Genomic DNA, 14,025 nt, shown 5'->3' on the forward strand with positions numbered 1-14,025 from the left:
CGGCACTAGCTCAGTTGGTAGAGCGCAACCTTGCCAAGGTTGAGGTCACGAGTTCGAGCCTCGTGTGCCGCTCCAATCTCTAAAAAATCCCAAAAACACTTTCTTAAATAATTTAGTTAATACCAAGATTTGCTTACAGCTTACAGCTTACAGCTTACAGCTTACAGCTTACAGCTAGTTTTAGATCTGGCCTTGAACCGTCGCGACAATACGTCTAGCGCCACCATGATCTCGGTGTTCACCTAAATAGATACCTTGCCAAGTACCTAGCATTAAACGGCCTTGGTTAATTGGAATAGTGAGTTCAGCACCTAATGTACTGCTTTTTATGTGGGCTGGCATGTCGTCATCACCTTCATAATCATGGCGGTAATAACTTTGTCGTTCTGGCACAAAATGATTGAAGTGACTTTCCATATCCATTCTTACTGTAGGATCTGCATTTTCGTTAATAGTTAAGCTTGCAGAAGTATGTTGTATGAATAGGTGTAATAAGCCGACTTTGTATTGTGCTATTTCAGGAAGTTGACGAAGTAGCTCGTCATCAATGATGTGAAAGCCTCGTGAGCGAGGCTTCAATTGAATGGTTTTTTGCTGCCAGCTCATAGTTTATCAAAGCTAACTTCAATATTGGCGTTACCATCAGCAGACGTGAATGGAATTAACACCTTAGCGCCTTCACATTTATGTGCAATTGTATGTCCCTTACCAGACACTACAACTGGCGTTGCCATATCAAACTCATAGCCCTTTTCGCCAAGTAGGTTTTTAGCGCCACCTGTTACCATGTTAGTAATTTCACCTACCATGTCGGTTACTTCTTCGTTCACCGTATCAGGGCGTTCACCTAGCATTCTTTCCATAATGGTCAGAGCTAGATTTTCATCAAAGGTGATTGAAAGTGAACCTTTAGTTTGTGGGCCAACCATACCAATCAAACCAGATACATCGCCACGGGCTAGTTCGTCTTTCTTTAAACTAGGTTTGCCCGGCTTTAATTCTGTTTGAGCCATAGTGCTCAAAACATTTAATAATGATGATAAAAAAGGGTTGATGAACTCCACATTCATTATTTATTTTCCCTTAGGTTTCGAAATGCTGTTAATCATACTTTAAGTGTAGTGGTTGTTTCAAACACCGCACTTATTCTTTGCATTTTTCGCATTTACCGTGCGCTTCAATTGTTTGTCCTGAGACAATAAATCCACTTTCTGCCGCTAAGTTATTAAGTTCATGAGAAATTACTGTTGAATGTAATTCTTTTACATAACCACAGCTGTCACAAATTAATAACTGTACAGGGTGAATGTGATCAAAATGATGGCACAACATAAATGAGTTGGTGCTTTCAATTTTATGAATAAAGCCAAGTTCCGATAAGAAATCGAGCGCTCGATAAATAGTGGCCGGTTTTGCGCCTGACTCAGTTAATTTGAGTTGTTCTAATAAGTCATAAGCACCCACACCACCTTGCGCACTAGCTAAAAGGCGGAATACTTTTTCACGGATAGGTGTGAAACGTGCGCCACGATTATCGCATACTTGTTTTGCTTTACTGACGAGTGATTCTATATTCATCTTCTCTTATCCTTACGCTACCGTGATATACTAACATACTGTATTGTAGTTGCAGTGTTTTTATTCGCTAACACGTTTTCAGGGAGTTTTCTTAATGAGTGAATTGCTAGCTGCATTCATTTTCTTTTTTGCCGTCATTGATCCTATCGGGACCGTGCCTGTTTTTATTGCTGTTACACGTTGGGATGACGCCAAATTTAAGCGCAAAGTTGCATTAAAAGCGGTTGGCGTTTCGGCACTGGTGCTATTATTTTTTGTTGTTGCGGGCGAGTTACTTTTAAACGCGATCAATATTCCACTTTCGGCATTTCAGATTGCCGGAGGTATCGTATTATTACTTTTTGCTCTGTCGATGATCTTCGGTGAAAGTAAACCAGAAACAGAAATCAAAAGTGTTCGAGATAGCACCGAAACCGCTATTTTCCCTTTGGCGATTCCTTCTATTGCCAGCCCCGGTGCCATGCTTGGTGCAGTACTGATGACTCGAAATACCGAATACACTTGGTATGAGCAACTTATAACCTCATCAATTATGCTTTCTGTACTAGTAATCGTATTGGTTTTATTACTGCTTGCCACGCATGTACATAAGTTAATTGGTGATAGTGGCGCGAGTATTATCAGCCGGGTGATGGGCTTAATTTTATCGTCAGTGGCGGTGACTAATATCTTAGGCGGTATCGCTCACTACTTCGGTTTGAGTGTTGTCGGCTAGTTTTAATTTAAAGTGCATTTTCAGTGATTTAAACTTTGAATAATTGCCTTCTTTTATCTAACTTTAAAGAAGGCAATATACAATTTAAGGAACAAAGAATGCTAATCAAAAATGTCGTCTTATCTGTTTTTCTGATTTTTAGTTTAGGTGCTTGCATGGAGCCGACCTATGATAGTGGTAAGCTAAAAGTTATCGAAGTAACAGATCATGATTTTAAAATTAATGGTGAAAGCGCAGTTACCGTAATTGTTGGTCATGCCAATGTGGCGGAATACAGCTTCTCACTTCGTAAAAGTGATTTAAAGAAAGGCACGCTTTTACAATCTGTGTCTGACAGTAATCCCAATGTACGTGCTGATGGTACCTTCTTTAGTGAATATTATGTGCAGTCTAAAGATCATGATACGCGTGCATCAATTGAAATTGTAGAAATAGACCCTGTTGAGAAAGTAGCACGAATTGCAGTGGGCGCTAAATTAGTTAACCTGAAAAACGAGGACTACAAAGAGCTTGAAATTACGGTTTTGGAACTTACGGGCCAAAACCTTGAGCACCTTCTTAGTAAAGTAAAAATGTAGTCTTAGCATTTTACCTTATTCATCAAAGAAGTGAGATTGCAGTACACTTCTTCGCCTCTTTTCATCATCTGATCTTTGATTAAGCCATGCCGCGAGCCAGCTTCGGTGGTATAATGGTCGCAATTTTTCATTTCGGTGCATACCTAAAGGGTATGTGTCATCGCTATATTAAGCGTTAATCGTATTAGGTAATTTAAGTTGCAAGTAAATGCATTGATCTTTAAAGGGGCCATGTTATGAGCACAACGACATTAAACCGCCGTTTTTCCGTGGCACCCATGCTGGATTGGACTGACAATCAATAAAATAAAGGCTTTAAATGATGCTAGGGTGACTATAGGGGCACCGCTAATAATTGAGGGTTCCCAGTCACCCTCAAATAAATAGACCTGCTTTAAGCGGGTTTTTTTGTGCCAGTAAAAAATGTGTAGCGTCAAAATAAAATGGCAAGCAATTTGCTATAGCAAGGAGCTAATTTTATAAGGAGGTTATTCATGACTTTAACAGCACTACTTTTAAGCACTGGCGTATCGTTAGGCGCACTACCAACAGAACAAGTAAATACAAATAACCTACAAGGTTCAGGCGGCATTGTAATTTTGCCACCAAAGAAAAAGAACCTTCAAGGATCAGGCGGCATTGTGATTTTGCCACCAAAAAAAGAAAACTAAAAATATGTTGTTCTGAAAGCCAGCTTAATAGCTGGTTTTTTTATGCCCGAAGATATATTCTATTCGCTCTTTCAAGGAGTGTGCATGTTTGAGTATCTTGCTGAACTATATAGCGAATTATTAGTTGTTAGAGCAACACACAAGGTTTTTTCTTGGCAGAGTATTATTGCGTTTTCATATCTATTAGCGTTGATACTTTCAATCTACCGTGCACATTTCAACAGAGAAAGGTTTAGTGACTTTCTATCAATTGCTGTAGTTGTAGTTAAATACTTGCTTACCTCTTTGCTGATGGAGCGAGTGTTAATCTATATTGAAACTACAGGTAATTGGCAGGCAGCACAAAACGTTTACTTGGCATTATTCGCAATCAACATACTGAGTATGTTTGTCGTGTACTTACTACATGCCAGGTTAAGCTATAAATTTGGGGGGCTATTTTTTGCCGTTCTTAGAATTACAGCGGCGTTAGCGTTATCTCATTTTATATTGTGGTTTAAATTTGTAGTGTTGAATATTCAAGAACCTTATCCTTGGGTTCATTATACTTATAGTTTTGTTGTTTTATGTTTAAGCGCTATGTTAGCTGTAGCAATGCTTTTTCCTAATATTCTTCTAAATCGTTTCGGGTGTATAATTGGCCTAAGTTTGCCAAGGGGGCGAGAATGACCGAGTTATTTATTATTGCTATCGTAGTATGTTTTGTATTGTTAGTGATCAGTACGCTCTACACAATGAAAAATCGATACTTTGAAAATCAAGTACGAAATTTATCTGAAGTCTATACTCGACTATCAATAGAAGTTAAAAAAGAAAAGGACCTAGATAAAGCTTTGGCCATTCATGCAAAAGCCGAAGAGGTTAAAGATAAAATAGAGCTTCTTATCGGGAAATATCCAAAAATGGAGCGTGTTAGCGTTGAATTGCCAGCAGATAGAAAAGAAGAACCGCTACAAGAAATGGGTTTAGGTGAACTAATGCGTCACTATAGTGAAAAAAATAACAGCTCAGTAATTTATGCCAAATTCAACAGAGAAGACAAAGACAGCTAAGCGCTGTCTTTTTCGTCTTCACTTAAATAAAGACTTAATTCATTTTCAATATTAGTCATTGGCACTTTGGCAATCTTCTTTAAATCATCAATTGAATGAGACCTATCAATTACCCCAACGGCCTGTAACTCTAAAAAGCCTTTAATTAGGCCATTCTGAATAACATCTAAATCATCTAGGGAAATGTGTTTCACTGGTGTGCCATATAAAATGTGGTCATAACTAGCACCTGTTGCTTTGGCCGCTTGGTCAATTAATTCATATGGAATAGAAGCGCGTTTAATACGAGTTGTACAGAAAGCATCGCTCAAGTTTAAAAGCCTTTCAAGCGAGGCATTGTTTTTAACTTGATAAACAGCACATAGACGCTCAAATATAGTGCGTACATGTATTTGTTCTGTTGATGGTTTCTTTTTAAACATACAATCATCCTAACACAAGATTTTAAATTGTAACCGATTCTTTTTCCCAATTCATTAGATAGAAACCTAACAAATTGTTAGTTTTTGTTGATTAAAAAAATAAACCTGTGTATTTTACATTTGTAACTATTAAGCATTACAAGCTTACATAAATATCAATAACTTAAGATTTTACTGTATGTTTATACAGTATTTAATTGATATTCAGGATTTAATCATTACAATTAAATTTCCACCATTAAATGGTGTTTATTTAAACAAAACAAGGAACTGAGCATGAATAAGTTACACACTTCAATCAAAATGACCAATTTGGAAGGTGGAAACGGCGGCGGTGGCGGCGGTGATGAACCACCTAAAGAAAAGTAAACTTCTTTAAAACGCACATTAACCAGCCACTTGGCTGGTTAATATCATCATCAAGGAATACCAATGATCAGCTTCATTACCGCCACAGACTGGACAATTCGAGCACTAGAATTAGTTGCTGTACTATTTATCGTTATCACTTTTAGCCAACATCGTTTAGCTTTGTTCTTTGGTGGTAAGCAAAACTTAAAATCAAAAAGCGATCATTTGCTTCATTCAAGTTTTATCGCTGCATTTACCGTTATGGTATTTCATGCAGTGAGTTCGTCACTGGCCGATCACATCATCACTCTAGAAATGGAAAAAATGATGTTACGTCAGTTTTTTTATTTCACCATGTTTAGTTGTTCAATAGTATTTGTTGTTACTTTATTCGCATTACATGCACTTAGACGCTGTACGTTCTCACCAGCAGCAAGGGTCTGCCTTTACTTAGCTATCATTCAAGCTTTGGTCCAACTTACACAATTTGTTATGCGTGGTATGTTAGATAACAGCAGTTTATCGCCAGCGTATAAGATCAGCGTTGTTACTCTAAATGTTATATCGCTTGCTGTTATTAGTATCTATCCAATTAAAAAATTAATTACTACAAAGAATGAAGAGGTTGCATAAGTGACGCTATTATTCATCATGATCATTTTACTGACTATTGCTTTAGCGATAGCCTGTGTAAGTATTGTTTTTGGCAGCAATACATTTAGTTTAGAAACAAATCTAAAACATAAATTAAAAGTAAACTTGCCAGACGAGCTATTCAGAAACGAAGATGACAAAGGTATCGCGCATAATATCGTGATGAACTTAGGTGAAACGCTACACAACAAAAGAGATATTGGCGCTTATGAAAAGTTAAAAGTAATTAACTCGCAGGCGATTAGTTATCGTGTAAGGCACTTACAAGCACCAGTAGAGCTACCAACAGAACCAATACAAAAACCAAGTTTAAAGATCGTTAAGTAAACCCGCGAAGGCGGGTTTTTATTTATCTAAAGTTTTTAAGTTTATGCCTACGTTTAGGTAGCTTACCAGTCTCTATAGTTTTCAGTTGCTTATAGACTGATTTTAGGCTTTCCTGTGTTTGATCACTCGTAAAATCACCTCTGCGAATAGTCCAAAGAAACACAAGGTTAGAGAAGTATTTATAGATGTCAGGATTATCTCTATTATCTTGGACTTCTTGGATAAACCATCTAAATTGTATACCTATATCTAACACCATGCTTTTATATGTTTTGTACAGATAGAATTCATCATATATATCATTCACACAAGCAGTTGCCGCTCTTTCCCATATATTAAGAACATAACGAATGTCTTCAAGAGTCTGTTTGTCTTCATCTGTTTTTATGTTTTCGCTATTCGCATAAAAGATAAGTGGTTTGTCTAGGCGGTTGGACATTGCCTTAGAAATCCCTTTCAGTGCTTTTTTATAATGCTCATCACCTTGCAATGCTTGTTGGAATGCTAGCGAGTTAGTCTGCATAAAGGTATGCCGGTTAGATTTTATAGTGACAGTAGCAACAGTTATCGCTGCAATTGCAGAAATCAAAATGCAGGTTGGGCCATAAAAAGATACAGGGTCTTCTAGATCTGATACGCAGTAAATTAAGATTCCGATAAGAATTGTAGGTATTATTAGTATCAGTTTATAAGGTATTTTTGTTATCACTTCTTATTACTCCATAAAAAAAGAGCCCAAAAGGCTCTTTCTTGAAATCCATATTTTTAGGCTAAAATTAAAAGCCCCAATCTTCTTCGCGATAAACATTCATGATATTCACCTTTGGCGTGGTTTGACGTTACATGAGATTTTCTGATTTATGTAAAGCTATTTTGTAAATTTAATTTGTAAAATAACTTTACAACTAAAAATAATACTAACTGACAGGTTGGATAGTTACAAGACATCAGATGTCTTGAATTGCCTTGAATTGCCTTGAATCGCGATGAATCTCAATAAAAGCGGCGTATATAATATTTTGTTATATAGAGAGGACAACTAGGGAAAATAGGTCTTTTTATTTTATAAACGCAGAATTGATAGGGTAATTGTTTTTTTACCAAAAAATGACTTTATTAAGCCATTTTTTGGTTGTTTGCTGAGTTGCTAACTCTAGCATCAATTACCGGGCGTAAATCTTTAAGGAGCAGCTTACTACAATCGTTAAAAACATTTTCATCTTTGTTTGGAGTAAACCAGCCAAGGTGGCAAAACATCATGAGGGAATTGATAGTTGTATCTATAAACTTTTCTTCGAACTGTTCTTCAGACAATTTACCTTCAGGAATGATATCACCAGGTGCTATTTGACCTAATGCAGGGTTTGTCTCTCCAGTAAATAACCATAAAAAGTACATTTTAGTTTGTGGATGGTTGGCAATTTTTTCTAAATTTCCTGCACCAGGCTCTGAAATCCCTGTCTCATATTTCTTATAACCACTTAAGCCAATATCCAATAACTCACAAAATTTAGCTTGGCTTAAATTTAAAGACTCACGAATAACTTTTATTTTTTGCCCGATATTGTTTGACATGGTTCTTATAAGATCCTAATATTTATTTCAGATACAATAGTGACCATTGAAGGTCTTATAGTGTTCTTTTGTTGTGGTTTGGGATAACAAGCTGACCTAATTAAATAGGTTAGCACACAAATGGACAATATAGGAACCAGTCAACACAGTTTGAGGTAAATATGAAACCAGAAAAATACCGGAAAAACTTACAGGGAGAGGTTGTTGGCCCTGATGAAAAATTCCTAAAACGTAAACAAGTATTAGAGTTGTGTGGAATTTCAATTTCTCACTTGTATTACTTAATGAATAAGGGAAAGTTTCCTAAATCCCACCGGATATCTTACCGCAGTGCTGTTTGGCTTGAGTCAGATATTAACTTGTGGCGCTCAATGAATAGAGATGCATTCTTCGCAGAATATGGGGAGCAAATAAAAGCTCAACAGCTTGGTGAAGGCGCAGCAGCATGAATATGACCTTTGCACTTTTAGCCTGTTTTCAAAAACCAGCAGTACCACTTAAAGAGGTATGCCAAGAGTATTTAGGTTTATTACCTAAAACTGCTGAGCAAAAAGCAAAAGCAGGCACATTACCATTTCCTACGTTCAAAGTTCGCGATTCAGAACGTGCACCAACCATGGTGAATATCACTGATCTGGGCGAATACCTACAAAGCCAATACGAAAAAGGCCGCACCGAGTGGCAAAGCGTAAATAGCTAGGAGAAATAATCATGGCAACCCCTGTACAGCAAATTATAGAAAATCGCACTACCGAAACTGAAAGCAAAACTAACACGACACAGCTAAAAGCTGTTGAAGGTAAGAAAATACCTAAAGGGTTAGCAGATATTAGAGCGCTTAGAAACAATACAAAGCGTACACCAGGTTATATTTTTGATGCCGTTTTAACAAAGCAGCAGCGTGCAATTGTCTGCTTTTCAGCTGGCTTAAAACCACATTGTTTAAATATGAGCTTCTACAAGTTTGATGTTCAAGAACGAAAAGCCGTACACAGAGCGCTTGTTCAATTGCAAGGGTTACTAGCTGCGTTTACTGATGCGAACGTTCTTATGCCTGAAAAGTTTGAACGCACTCAGCCTAAGTTTGAAGTAGTTCCGCACTTGGTTGCAGAGCAGCAAACTAATACTCAGACACATTAAGGATTGATCATGACGCCAGATCAGTTAATTAATCAAGATAGCGGCAATGTTGAATATTACACGCCAGATGAAGTGTTAGAGCGTGTTCACTTAATGTTTCCTGTTATTGATTTAGATCCAGCAAGTAATGAAATTGCTAATCAGTCAGTGAAAGCTAAGCGATTTTTTACCAAAGAAGATGACGCTTTAACGTTAGACTGGATTGCTGACACTGTTTGGCTTAATCACCCATTCAATAAAGGTGAACTAGCTTGCAAGCCTAAGTGTGTTAAGAAAATATGCAATGATCCTAATTATCATAAGTACCGAGGTCATTGTATTACCGAAGATATTGCAAGCAATGGTGATTGGGTTGATTACTACTTAAATCAGTTTGCTTTAGGCAACTTTAAAGAGGCGATGAATATCACCTTTGTTAATAGCTCAGAAGCATGGTGCCAAAAGTTATTAAATGCGGGTGTTAGCTGCTTTATTGATGGCCGAACTCACTTTAAAGACCCGCAAGGCAATGTGAAAAAAGGCGCTACAAAAGGCTGTTTCATTACCTACTTAGGCCACCGAACCGAAGAATTTAAATCCATCTTTTCCACTCTTGGAGTAGTTAAGTAATGAAACTACACCCAAAAGCAAAAGCAGCACTTCGGTATTTAATTGATTGTGAAAAATCACACGACGTTTACAAGATATTTTCTGTTGATAACGAGAAAGCAGGTGAGCAGCTAGAGAAATACGCGCCAGAAATATCAGCGCGGTTTGATTGCATTAACTCACAAACAATAGAAGAGGCTGAGCGTACAGATGCTTGGTTTGACTACTCATACCAAGAATACATGATTCAAGAGCGCTTAAATTTTAAGCATGTAAATGTTTTTCACAAAGAAAAAATTTACAACGAACTAACCGACATTCCGTTTTAACCACCCCCTAAAGGACTAATAAAATGACCTCTATCAAAGACCAAGATCTATCTAAAAATCAGCAATTAGTTAAAAACATTGTTGTTCACGTTTTAGACCAAGCCAATTTTACTATTAAAAATTTAGCCAAGCGTCCGACGGTTACCATGCTTATGGAGTGTGAAAACTGCCTTACTGATCTAATGCCAGTAGTGCAATTAATTGCAAATGACCACATTGAATACGCCCCCTTTTACGACCGCCTAAGCGAAACGCTCGACGCAGTTCAGCGCGGTGCCGATTTTGACCTAATTGAACTTGAACTATAAAACGGAGAAAAACCATGAACCACGTAATGCTTGATCTAGAAACTATGGGACAGGGCAATAATGCTGCAATTGTTGCCATTGGCGCGGTATTTTTTGAACCAACCACAGGTGAAATAGGCGCGAGCTTTTATCAAAAAGTTGGCTTAGAAAGCGCTGCAAAATATGGCGAGATTGACCCTAATACAGTGCTTTGGTGGTTAAAACAAAGCGATGAAGCTCGTGCTGAAATTACTAGCAATGACACAATGGATCTTCAATATGCTATTGATGATTTTAGCGCTTGGGTAGGGCAAATTGAGCGCGTTAACAGTCGCGTAGTCTGGGGGAATGGAGCAAGTTTTGATAACGTAATTTTAGGTAATGCATTTGAAGCGGTAGGCTATGAAAAGCCATGGCGATATTGGAATGACCGCGATGTTAGAACCGTTGTTGAGTTAGGCCGTACACTTAAGGGCTTCGATCCTAAACGTTACATGCGATTCAAAGGTACGGCACACAACGCACTAGATGATGCAATTCATCAAGCCAAATATGTTTCAGCTATTTATAAAGCTTTAGCTAACTAAATGACTCTTTGGCCAACTCTAAGTTTTGACGTTATTACAGCGGTTTCAACCATGGTTGAAACCGTTGATAACGTTGAGCATAAAGAAACCTTACTAAGCGGCCTAAGCCGTTTTACCCCTTATATGCAGTACAAAATGGCTAAGCAATACTTGGCTAAAGTACAGCAGCATAATGATGTTTGGTATAAAGACGAGCCCATAAACCCAAGCGATGAAGCAAACGCTTGGTTTTATGATGTGCTTAAAAATGCAGAATATCGCATCGATGTAAGCTTTTTTAAACTAAGCAAACCTGCCAAGTCAGCACTTAAGAAAGTGCATAACAACAATCACCATAATTACATTGTGCGTGACATTATTAGCTCTAACCGCAAAGCGAGTATTCAAGCTAGCTTTGTGCGTAGAACAGCTGAAACACTTAGCTTTACAGAAAAGCAGCGTGAAGTATTAGCACAAAAGAGGTTACAACCAGCTAGTGATGAAACCGCATTTTTACAAAAACTAGTAGGTGGTGAAGTAACAAGTTCTGTGCGCTCGATCATAGATGCAATTGACGATACTGCAGAAAAAGAATTTGTATATAAATGCTTAAGCAAAGTGCCAAAGCCATTACAAATGCGTGTGGCTAAACGTTTCATTGATAAGTACGAACCAAGCATTAAGCGCTACAAGCAAAAGCGCAATGAAACCACAGAGCAATACACCGATAGAATTGCTTTGCAATCAGCTGAGTTATACCAATTTGACGGTACAACTAATAAGCCAACAAATACGAATATATTCGATAGCATTCGTGATCATCGCAATGCTAACCAGTGGCTATTACGCACTATTAAAACGCTTAAGCCGCGCCTTACCATTCTTAAACAGATCACCGACAGCATGCCTTTACCTTGGCATATTTTAGCAAATGTAGATAAAACCAAAAAACATGCTGAAGTACTGGCCCGTGAAGTAACCGAGATACTGAATGACTTACGCATTGAAAACCCAAGCTGGGGTGCGTTAGATAAGTTTGATGTGATCAGCCAGTATGCTGAAAACTTTGGCGTGACTCTTTTTGCTGCTGAAAAAGGTATTTACTTAACAGAGCCAGATGCCGAAGTAAGTTTGTTAAAAGCGCAGTGCCATAAGTGGTGGGCGCGTAAATTAAAGAATATTCGCCGCCGTTACCTAGAGCATTTAGAAATAGCCACAGGTGAAGTAGGTAAAGACTTATTTGCAAAGTACGACAAAAAGAAAGGCACTAAAACAGTTCGAAAAGGCATTAATGCTTATTGCTCATACCAAGCGCTTAATGAATATAAAGCCGATCGTGAACGTGGTAAACGATACCTTGAAAGCCTTGAGTTAGTTAACGAACAAAACGATGTTATTTCGTTAATGAAAGCGGTTGAGGCAGGCATTGCTAACCCTGAAAATATGCGTAACGAGTTAATGCTTCGCATACGTGAAACCGAAGAACTGGCCGACGAAATGGGCTATGTAGGCGGTTTTTACAATATTACGGCGCCTAGTCGTTTTCATGCAAACTCGCCAAAGTGGGACGGTTCAACACCAAAGGATGCAAGCAATTATTTAAACAAGCTGTATTCACAAGCACGGGCTAAATTAGACCGTCTAGAAATACCCTATTTTGGGGTGCGCGTAGCCGAACCTCATGCAGATGGTTGCACCCACTGGCACATGCTTTTATGGATGCCCGCCAGATACTACGACAAAGTTAACCACCTTTTACGCAGATATTTTACCCGCGATGACCGTGAGGTATTTTTTCAGCGCTTTAAAAACCGTAATCATTACCGCAGGAAGTACAAGCACAACCGTAAAATTTGGGGCCTAAATAAATCAAAAGGCATTTACACCAAAGCGCCGGTTAAAAACTATTTCCCAAGCAGCCCACGTTATACCGCCATGAAAATGGAGCCAGCAAAAATTGGCAAAGATGGTATACGCATTGGTGGTGCAGCTGCCTATATTGCTAAGTACGTCAGTAAGAATATTGACGGCTTTGGTCTTGCCAACGAATACGATGCCGAAACAGGCGAGAAGTTTACCCAATCAGCACTTGTTAACCCGGTTAAAGCATGGGCCAGTACATGGGGCATTCGCCAATTTCAATTTCAAAAGTCACCCGCCATTACTATTTGGCGTGAGCTGCGACGAGTGCGTGAAGAAATACAAGGCAATGAAGAACTAGAACAAGTTCGCAAAGCCGCCGACCAAGGCGACTTTAAAACCTTTGTAACTTTAATGGGTGGCTTTGGTATTGGCCGCAATGCACGTTTTAAACCTGTTTATGAATATACCGAGTATGGCAATCAATATACTGAATGCGTTAAGCGAATTAAAGGCATTGAAGACCTACACGAACCATGCACTTTGATTACCCGTGTTCATTCTTGGCAAAAACAAGTTATTGGTACTGCTGCAGCTAACGACAACACCGCTGTAAATGGCGGGCAGGATGCTAACAACGTCGGCGCAGCCGACCTATCTTGGTCTAGTGGGAATAACTGTACGCCTTGCACCGTGGGCGATAGAGACGAGTTATTGCTAGATATGATCGGGTTTACCAAAAAACAGATCGTTAAGGTTAAAAAGGATCTGTTAGCAGGTAAAAGGATCAGGCGGAACGGCCAAATTTACCTAATTCGAGACGGTAATTTACTCATATTAGATGAAGAAAAGCAGTTAATTGAACACCGCAAGCAAGCGGTTGACTCAATCGCGCTTACTGAAATGCAAAAACAGCAGAAATTAGCAGGCGATCAACACTCTGAAATTTCAAAAGCCAGCCTATATGACTTTGCCCCCGAGCAAGTAAAGCAGCTTAAGAACGGCGGCAATGTGGTTATTGGTAACCGTGTTTACTACATGCAAGGGCATGAGCTGCATAGCTTTGAAAAACTAGATCTTAATAAGCAGCGCCCAGCTGGTAATACAACCCCATCAGAAAAGCATTATCAATATGCGCGTGAGCTCTACGACTTAGCGGCCTCATACGCAAAATTAGATGGCAGAACTATGCCATCAGATACCCAGTTTAAAAAAGGTCATGCAGATGTAATTGGTGATCTTGATTTAGCTAGGCTCGTTCTAGCAGGTGAAGCAACAGCAGTCAGTGACAATGACTGGTGGGCATTAGATTTAATGGCGTAGGAGAAAGTG

21 protein-coding genes are annotated in these 14,025 nt (G+C 38.7%); 15 read left to right on the forward strand and 6 right to left on the reverse strand.

Features of this window, described 5'->3' with window-relative positions:
- Positions 1-180: 180 nt before the first annotated feature.
- The 3 genes from MTF66_RS19575 to MTF66_RS19585 form a co-directional block, all read right to left on the reverse strand.
- Positions 181-606, reverse strand: a complete 426-nt coding sequence (locus tag MTF66_RS19575; RefSeq protein WP_217875662.1) for a secondary thiamine-phosphate synthase enzyme YjbQ — start codon at positions 604-606, stop codon at positions 181-183.
- A complete protein-coding gene (locus MTF66_RS19580) occupies positions 603-1,070 on the reverse strand; it encodes a chemotaxis protein CheX (protein ID WP_054554140.1) in 468 nt (155 codons plus the stop codon). The genes MTF66_RS19575 and MTF66_RS19580 overlap by 4 nt, the downstream gene beginning before the upstream one ends.
- Positions 1,071-1,143: 73 nt before the next feature.
- Positions 1,144-1,578, reverse strand: coding sequence for a transcriptional repressor (locus MTF66_RS19585; RefSeq protein WP_054554141.1), 435 nt, complete (start codon positions 1,576-1,578; stop codon positions 1,144-1,146).
- Positions 1,579-1,672: 94 nt separating this feature from the next.
- On the opposite strand from MTF66_RS19585, the gene MTF66_RS19590 reads away from it, so the two are divergent.
- The 5 genes from MTF66_RS19590 to MTF66_RS19610 all read left to right on the forward strand — a co-directional run bounded on the left by MTF66_RS19590 (position 1,673) and on the right by MTF66_RS19610 (position 4,594).
- Positions 1,673-2,293, forward strand: coding sequence for a MarC family protein (locus MTF66_RS19590; RefSeq protein ID WP_055020798.1), 621 nt, complete (start codon positions 1,673-1,675; stop codon positions 2,291-2,293).
- A 155-nt stretch (positions 2,294-2,448) separates the two neighbouring features.
- Positions 2,449-2,871 carry a hypothetical protein gene (locus tag MTF66_RS19595; RefSeq protein WP_248528085.1) on the forward strand — a complete coding sequence of 141 codons (423 nt, stop codon included), beginning with the start codon at positions 2,449-2,451 and terminating at the stop codon, positions 2,869-2,871.
- A 494-nt stretch (positions 2,872-3,365) separates the two neighbouring features.
- Complete coding sequence (locus MTF66_RS19600) at positions 3,366-3,542, forward strand: hypothetical protein (RefSeq protein ID WP_248528088.1); 177 nt, start codon at positions 3,366-3,368, stop codon at positions 3,540-3,542.
- Positions 3,543-3,626: 84 nt separating this feature from the next.
- A complete protein-coding gene (locus MTF66_RS19605; protein ID WP_248528089.1) occupies positions 3,627-4,211 on the forward strand; it encodes a hypothetical protein in 585 nt (194 codons plus the stop codon).
- Complete coding sequence (locus tag MTF66_RS19610) at positions 4,208-4,594, forward strand: hypothetical protein (protein ID WP_248528090.1); 387 nt, start codon at positions 4,208-4,210, stop codon at positions 4,592-4,594. Before MTF66_RS19605 ends, MTF66_RS19610 begins: the two co-directional genes overlap by 4 nt.
- Here the strand turns inward: MTF66_RS19610 and MTF66_RS19615 are convergent.
- Positions 4,591-5,016 carry a helix-turn-helix domain-containing protein gene (locus MTF66_RS19615; protein ID WP_248528091.1) on the reverse strand — a complete coding sequence of 142 codons (426 nt, stop codon included), beginning with the start codon at positions 5,014-5,016 and terminating at the stop codon, positions 4,591-4,593. The two genes, MTF66_RS19610 and MTF66_RS19615, sit on opposite strands and share 4 nt — an antisense overlap.
- Positions 5,017-5,448: 432 nt before the next feature.
- Between MTF66_RS19615 and MTF66_RS19620 the strand changes: the two genes are divergently transcribed.
- Positions 5,449-6,000 (forward strand): hypothetical protein, encoded by a 552-nt coding sequence (locus tag MTF66_RS19620; protein WP_248528094.1) that lies wholly within the window; start codon positions 5,449-5,451, stop codon positions 5,998-6,000.
- On the forward strand, positions 6,001-6,348 hold the full coding sequence (locus MTF66_RS19625; RefSeq protein WP_248528096.1) for a hypothetical protein: 348 nt from the start codon (positions 6,001-6,003) through the stop codon (positions 6,346-6,348).
- A gap of 22 nt (positions 6,349-6,370) precedes the next feature.
- Here the strand turns inward: MTF66_RS19625 and MTF66_RS19630 are convergent, their stop codons facing one another.
- Both MTF66_RS19630 and MTF66_RS19635 read right to left on the reverse strand, forming a co-directional pair.
- A complete protein-coding gene (locus tag MTF66_RS19630) occupies positions 6,371-7,057 on the reverse strand; it encodes a DUF4760 domain-containing protein (RefSeq protein WP_248528099.1) in 687 nt (228 codons plus the stop codon).
- A 407-nt stretch (positions 7,058-7,464) separates the two neighbouring features.
- The gene (locus MTF66_RS19635; protein WP_248528100.1) at positions 7,465-7,923 is read right to left on the reverse strand and encodes a DNA-binding transcriptional regulator; all 459 of its coding nucleotides are present in this window, start codon (positions 7,921-7,923) and stop codon (positions 7,465-7,467) included.
- 161 nt (positions 7,924-8,084) lie between these two features.
- Here MTF66_RS19635 and MTF66_RS19640 point away from each other — a divergent pair, with 161 nt between their 5' ends.
- Genes MTF66_RS19640 through MTF66_RS19675 form a run of 8 tightly spaced genes read left to right on the forward strand, consistent with a single transcriptional unit; the run spans position 8,085 to position 14,016 of the window.
- Positions 8,085-8,372, forward strand: a complete 288-nt coding sequence (locus MTF66_RS19640) for an AlpA family transcriptional regulator (RefSeq protein ID WP_248528103.1) — start codon at positions 8,085-8,087, stop codon at positions 8,370-8,372.
- On the forward strand, positions 8,369-8,623 hold the full coding sequence (locus MTF66_RS19645; RefSeq protein WP_248528105.1) for a pyocin activator PrtN family protein: 255 nt from the start codon (positions 8,369-8,371) through the stop codon (positions 8,621-8,623). The genes MTF66_RS19640 and MTF66_RS19645 overlap by 4 nt, the downstream gene beginning before the upstream one ends.
- Before the next feature lie 11 nt (positions 8,624-8,634).
- Positions 8,635-9,063: a hypothetical protein gene (locus MTF66_RS19650; RefSeq protein WP_248528108.1), complete on the forward strand. Its 429-nt coding sequence runs from the start codon at positions 8,635-8,637 to the stop codon at positions 9,061-9,063.
- Positions 9,064-9,072: 9 nt separating this feature from the next.
- Positions 9,073-9,672 carry a phage N-6-adenine-methyltransferase gene (locus MTF66_RS19655; RefSeq protein ID WP_248528109.1) on the forward strand — a complete coding sequence of 200 codons (600 nt, stop codon included), beginning with the start codon at positions 9,073-9,075 and terminating at the stop codon, positions 9,670-9,672.
- Positions 9,672-9,980, forward strand: a complete 309-nt coding sequence (locus tag MTF66_RS19660) for a hypothetical protein (protein WP_248528110.1) — start codon at positions 9,672-9,674, stop codon at positions 9,978-9,980. Before MTF66_RS19655 ends, MTF66_RS19660 begins: the two co-directional genes overlap by 1 nt.
- 23 nt (positions 9,981-10,003) lie before the next feature.
- Positions 10,004-10,288 carry a hypothetical protein gene (locus tag MTF66_RS19665; protein ID WP_248528112.1) on the forward strand — a complete coding sequence of 95 codons (285 nt, stop codon included), beginning with the start codon at positions 10,004-10,006 and terminating at the stop codon, positions 10,286-10,288.
- A gap of 14 nt (positions 10,289-10,302) precedes the next feature.
- Complete coding sequence (locus MTF66_RS19670) at positions 10,303-10,854, forward strand: 3'-5' exonuclease (RefSeq protein WP_248528113.1); 552 nt, start codon at positions 10,303-10,305, stop codon at positions 10,852-10,854.
- The gene (locus MTF66_RS19675) at positions 10,855-14,016 is read left to right on the forward strand and encodes a replication endonuclease (RefSeq protein ID WP_248528114.1); all 3,162 of its coding nucleotides are present in this window, start codon (positions 10,855-10,857) and stop codon (positions 14,014-14,016) included.
- The last annotated feature ends 9 nt before the right edge of the window (positions 14,017-14,025 follow it).

This window comes from Pseudoalteromonas sp. 2CM39R (assembly GCF_023161845.1).

Bases quoted from the DNA above. Each gene is read 5' to 3' on its own strand.
- MTF66_RS19575 (WP_217875662.1), bottom strand. From the start codon at position 606: ATGAGCTGGCAGCAAAAAACCATTCAATTGAAGCCTCGCTCACGAGGC.
- MTF66_RS19580 (WP_054554140.1), bottom strand. From the start codon at position 1,070: ATGAATGTGGAGTTCATCAACCCTTTTTTATCATCATTATTAAATGTT.
- MTF66_RS19585 (WP_054554141.1), bottom strand. From the start codon at position 1,578: ATGAATATAGAATCACTCGTCAGTAAAGCAAAACAAGTATGCGATAAT.
- MTF66_RS19590 (WP_055020798.1), top strand. From the start codon at position 1,673: ATGAGTGAATTGCTAGCTGCATTCATTTTCTTTTTTGCCGTCATTGAT.
- MTF66_RS19595 (WP_248528085.1), top strand. From the start codon at position 2,449: ATGGAGCCGACCTATGATAGTGGTAAGCTAAAAGTTATCGAAGTAACA.
- MTF66_RS19600 (WP_248528088.1), top strand. From the start codon at position 3,366: ATGACTTTAACAGCACTACTTTTAAGCACTGGCGTATCGTTAGGCGCA.
- MTF66_RS19605 (WP_248528089.1), top strand. From the start codon at position 3,627: ATGTTTGAGTATCTTGCTGAACTATATAGCGAATTATTAGTTGTTAGA.
- MTF66_RS19610 (WP_248528090.1), top strand. From the start codon at position 4,208: ATGACCGAGTTATTTATTATTGCTATCGTAGTATGTTTTGTATTGTTA.
- MTF66_RS19615 (WP_248528091.1), bottom strand. From the start codon at position 5,016: ATGTTTAAAAAGAAACCATCAACAGAACAAATACATGTACGCACTATA.
- MTF66_RS19620 (WP_248528094.1), top strand. From the start codon at position 5,449: ATGATCAGCTTCATTACCGCCACAGACTGGACAATTCGAGCACTAGAA.
- MTF66_RS19635 (WP_248528100.1), bottom strand. From the start codon at position 7,923: ATGTCAAACAATATCGGGCAAAAAATAAAAGTTATTCGTGAGTCTTTA.
- MTF66_RS19640 (WP_248528103.1), top strand. From the start codon at position 8,085: ATGAAACCAGAAAAATACCGGAAAAACTTACAGGGAGAGGTTGTTGGC.
- MTF66_RS19645 (WP_248528105.1), top strand. From the start codon at position 8,369: ATGAATATGACCTTTGCACTTTTAGCCTGTTTTCAAAAACCAGCAGTA.
- MTF66_RS19650 (WP_248528108.1), top strand. From the start codon at position 8,635: ATGGCAACCCCTGTACAGCAAATTATAGAAAATCGCACTACCGAAACT.
- MTF66_RS19655 (WP_248528109.1), top strand. From the start codon at position 9,073: ATGACGCCAGATCAGTTAATTAATCAAGATAGCGGCAATGTTGAATAT.
- MTF66_RS19660 (WP_248528110.1), top strand. From the start codon at position 9,672: ATGAAACTACACCCAAAAGCAAAAGCAGCACTTCGGTATTTAATTGAT.
- MTF66_RS19665 (WP_248528112.1), top strand. From the start codon at position 10,004: ATGACCTCTATCAAAGACCAAGATCTATCTAAAAATCAGCAATTAGTT.
- MTF66_RS19670 (WP_248528113.1), top strand. From the start codon at position 10,303: ATGAACCACGTAATGCTTGATCTAGAAACTATGGGACAGGGCAATAAT.
- MTF66_RS19675 (WP_248528114.1), top strand. From the start codon at position 10,855: ATGACTCTTTGGCCAACTCTAAGTTTTGACGTTATTACAGCGGTTTCA.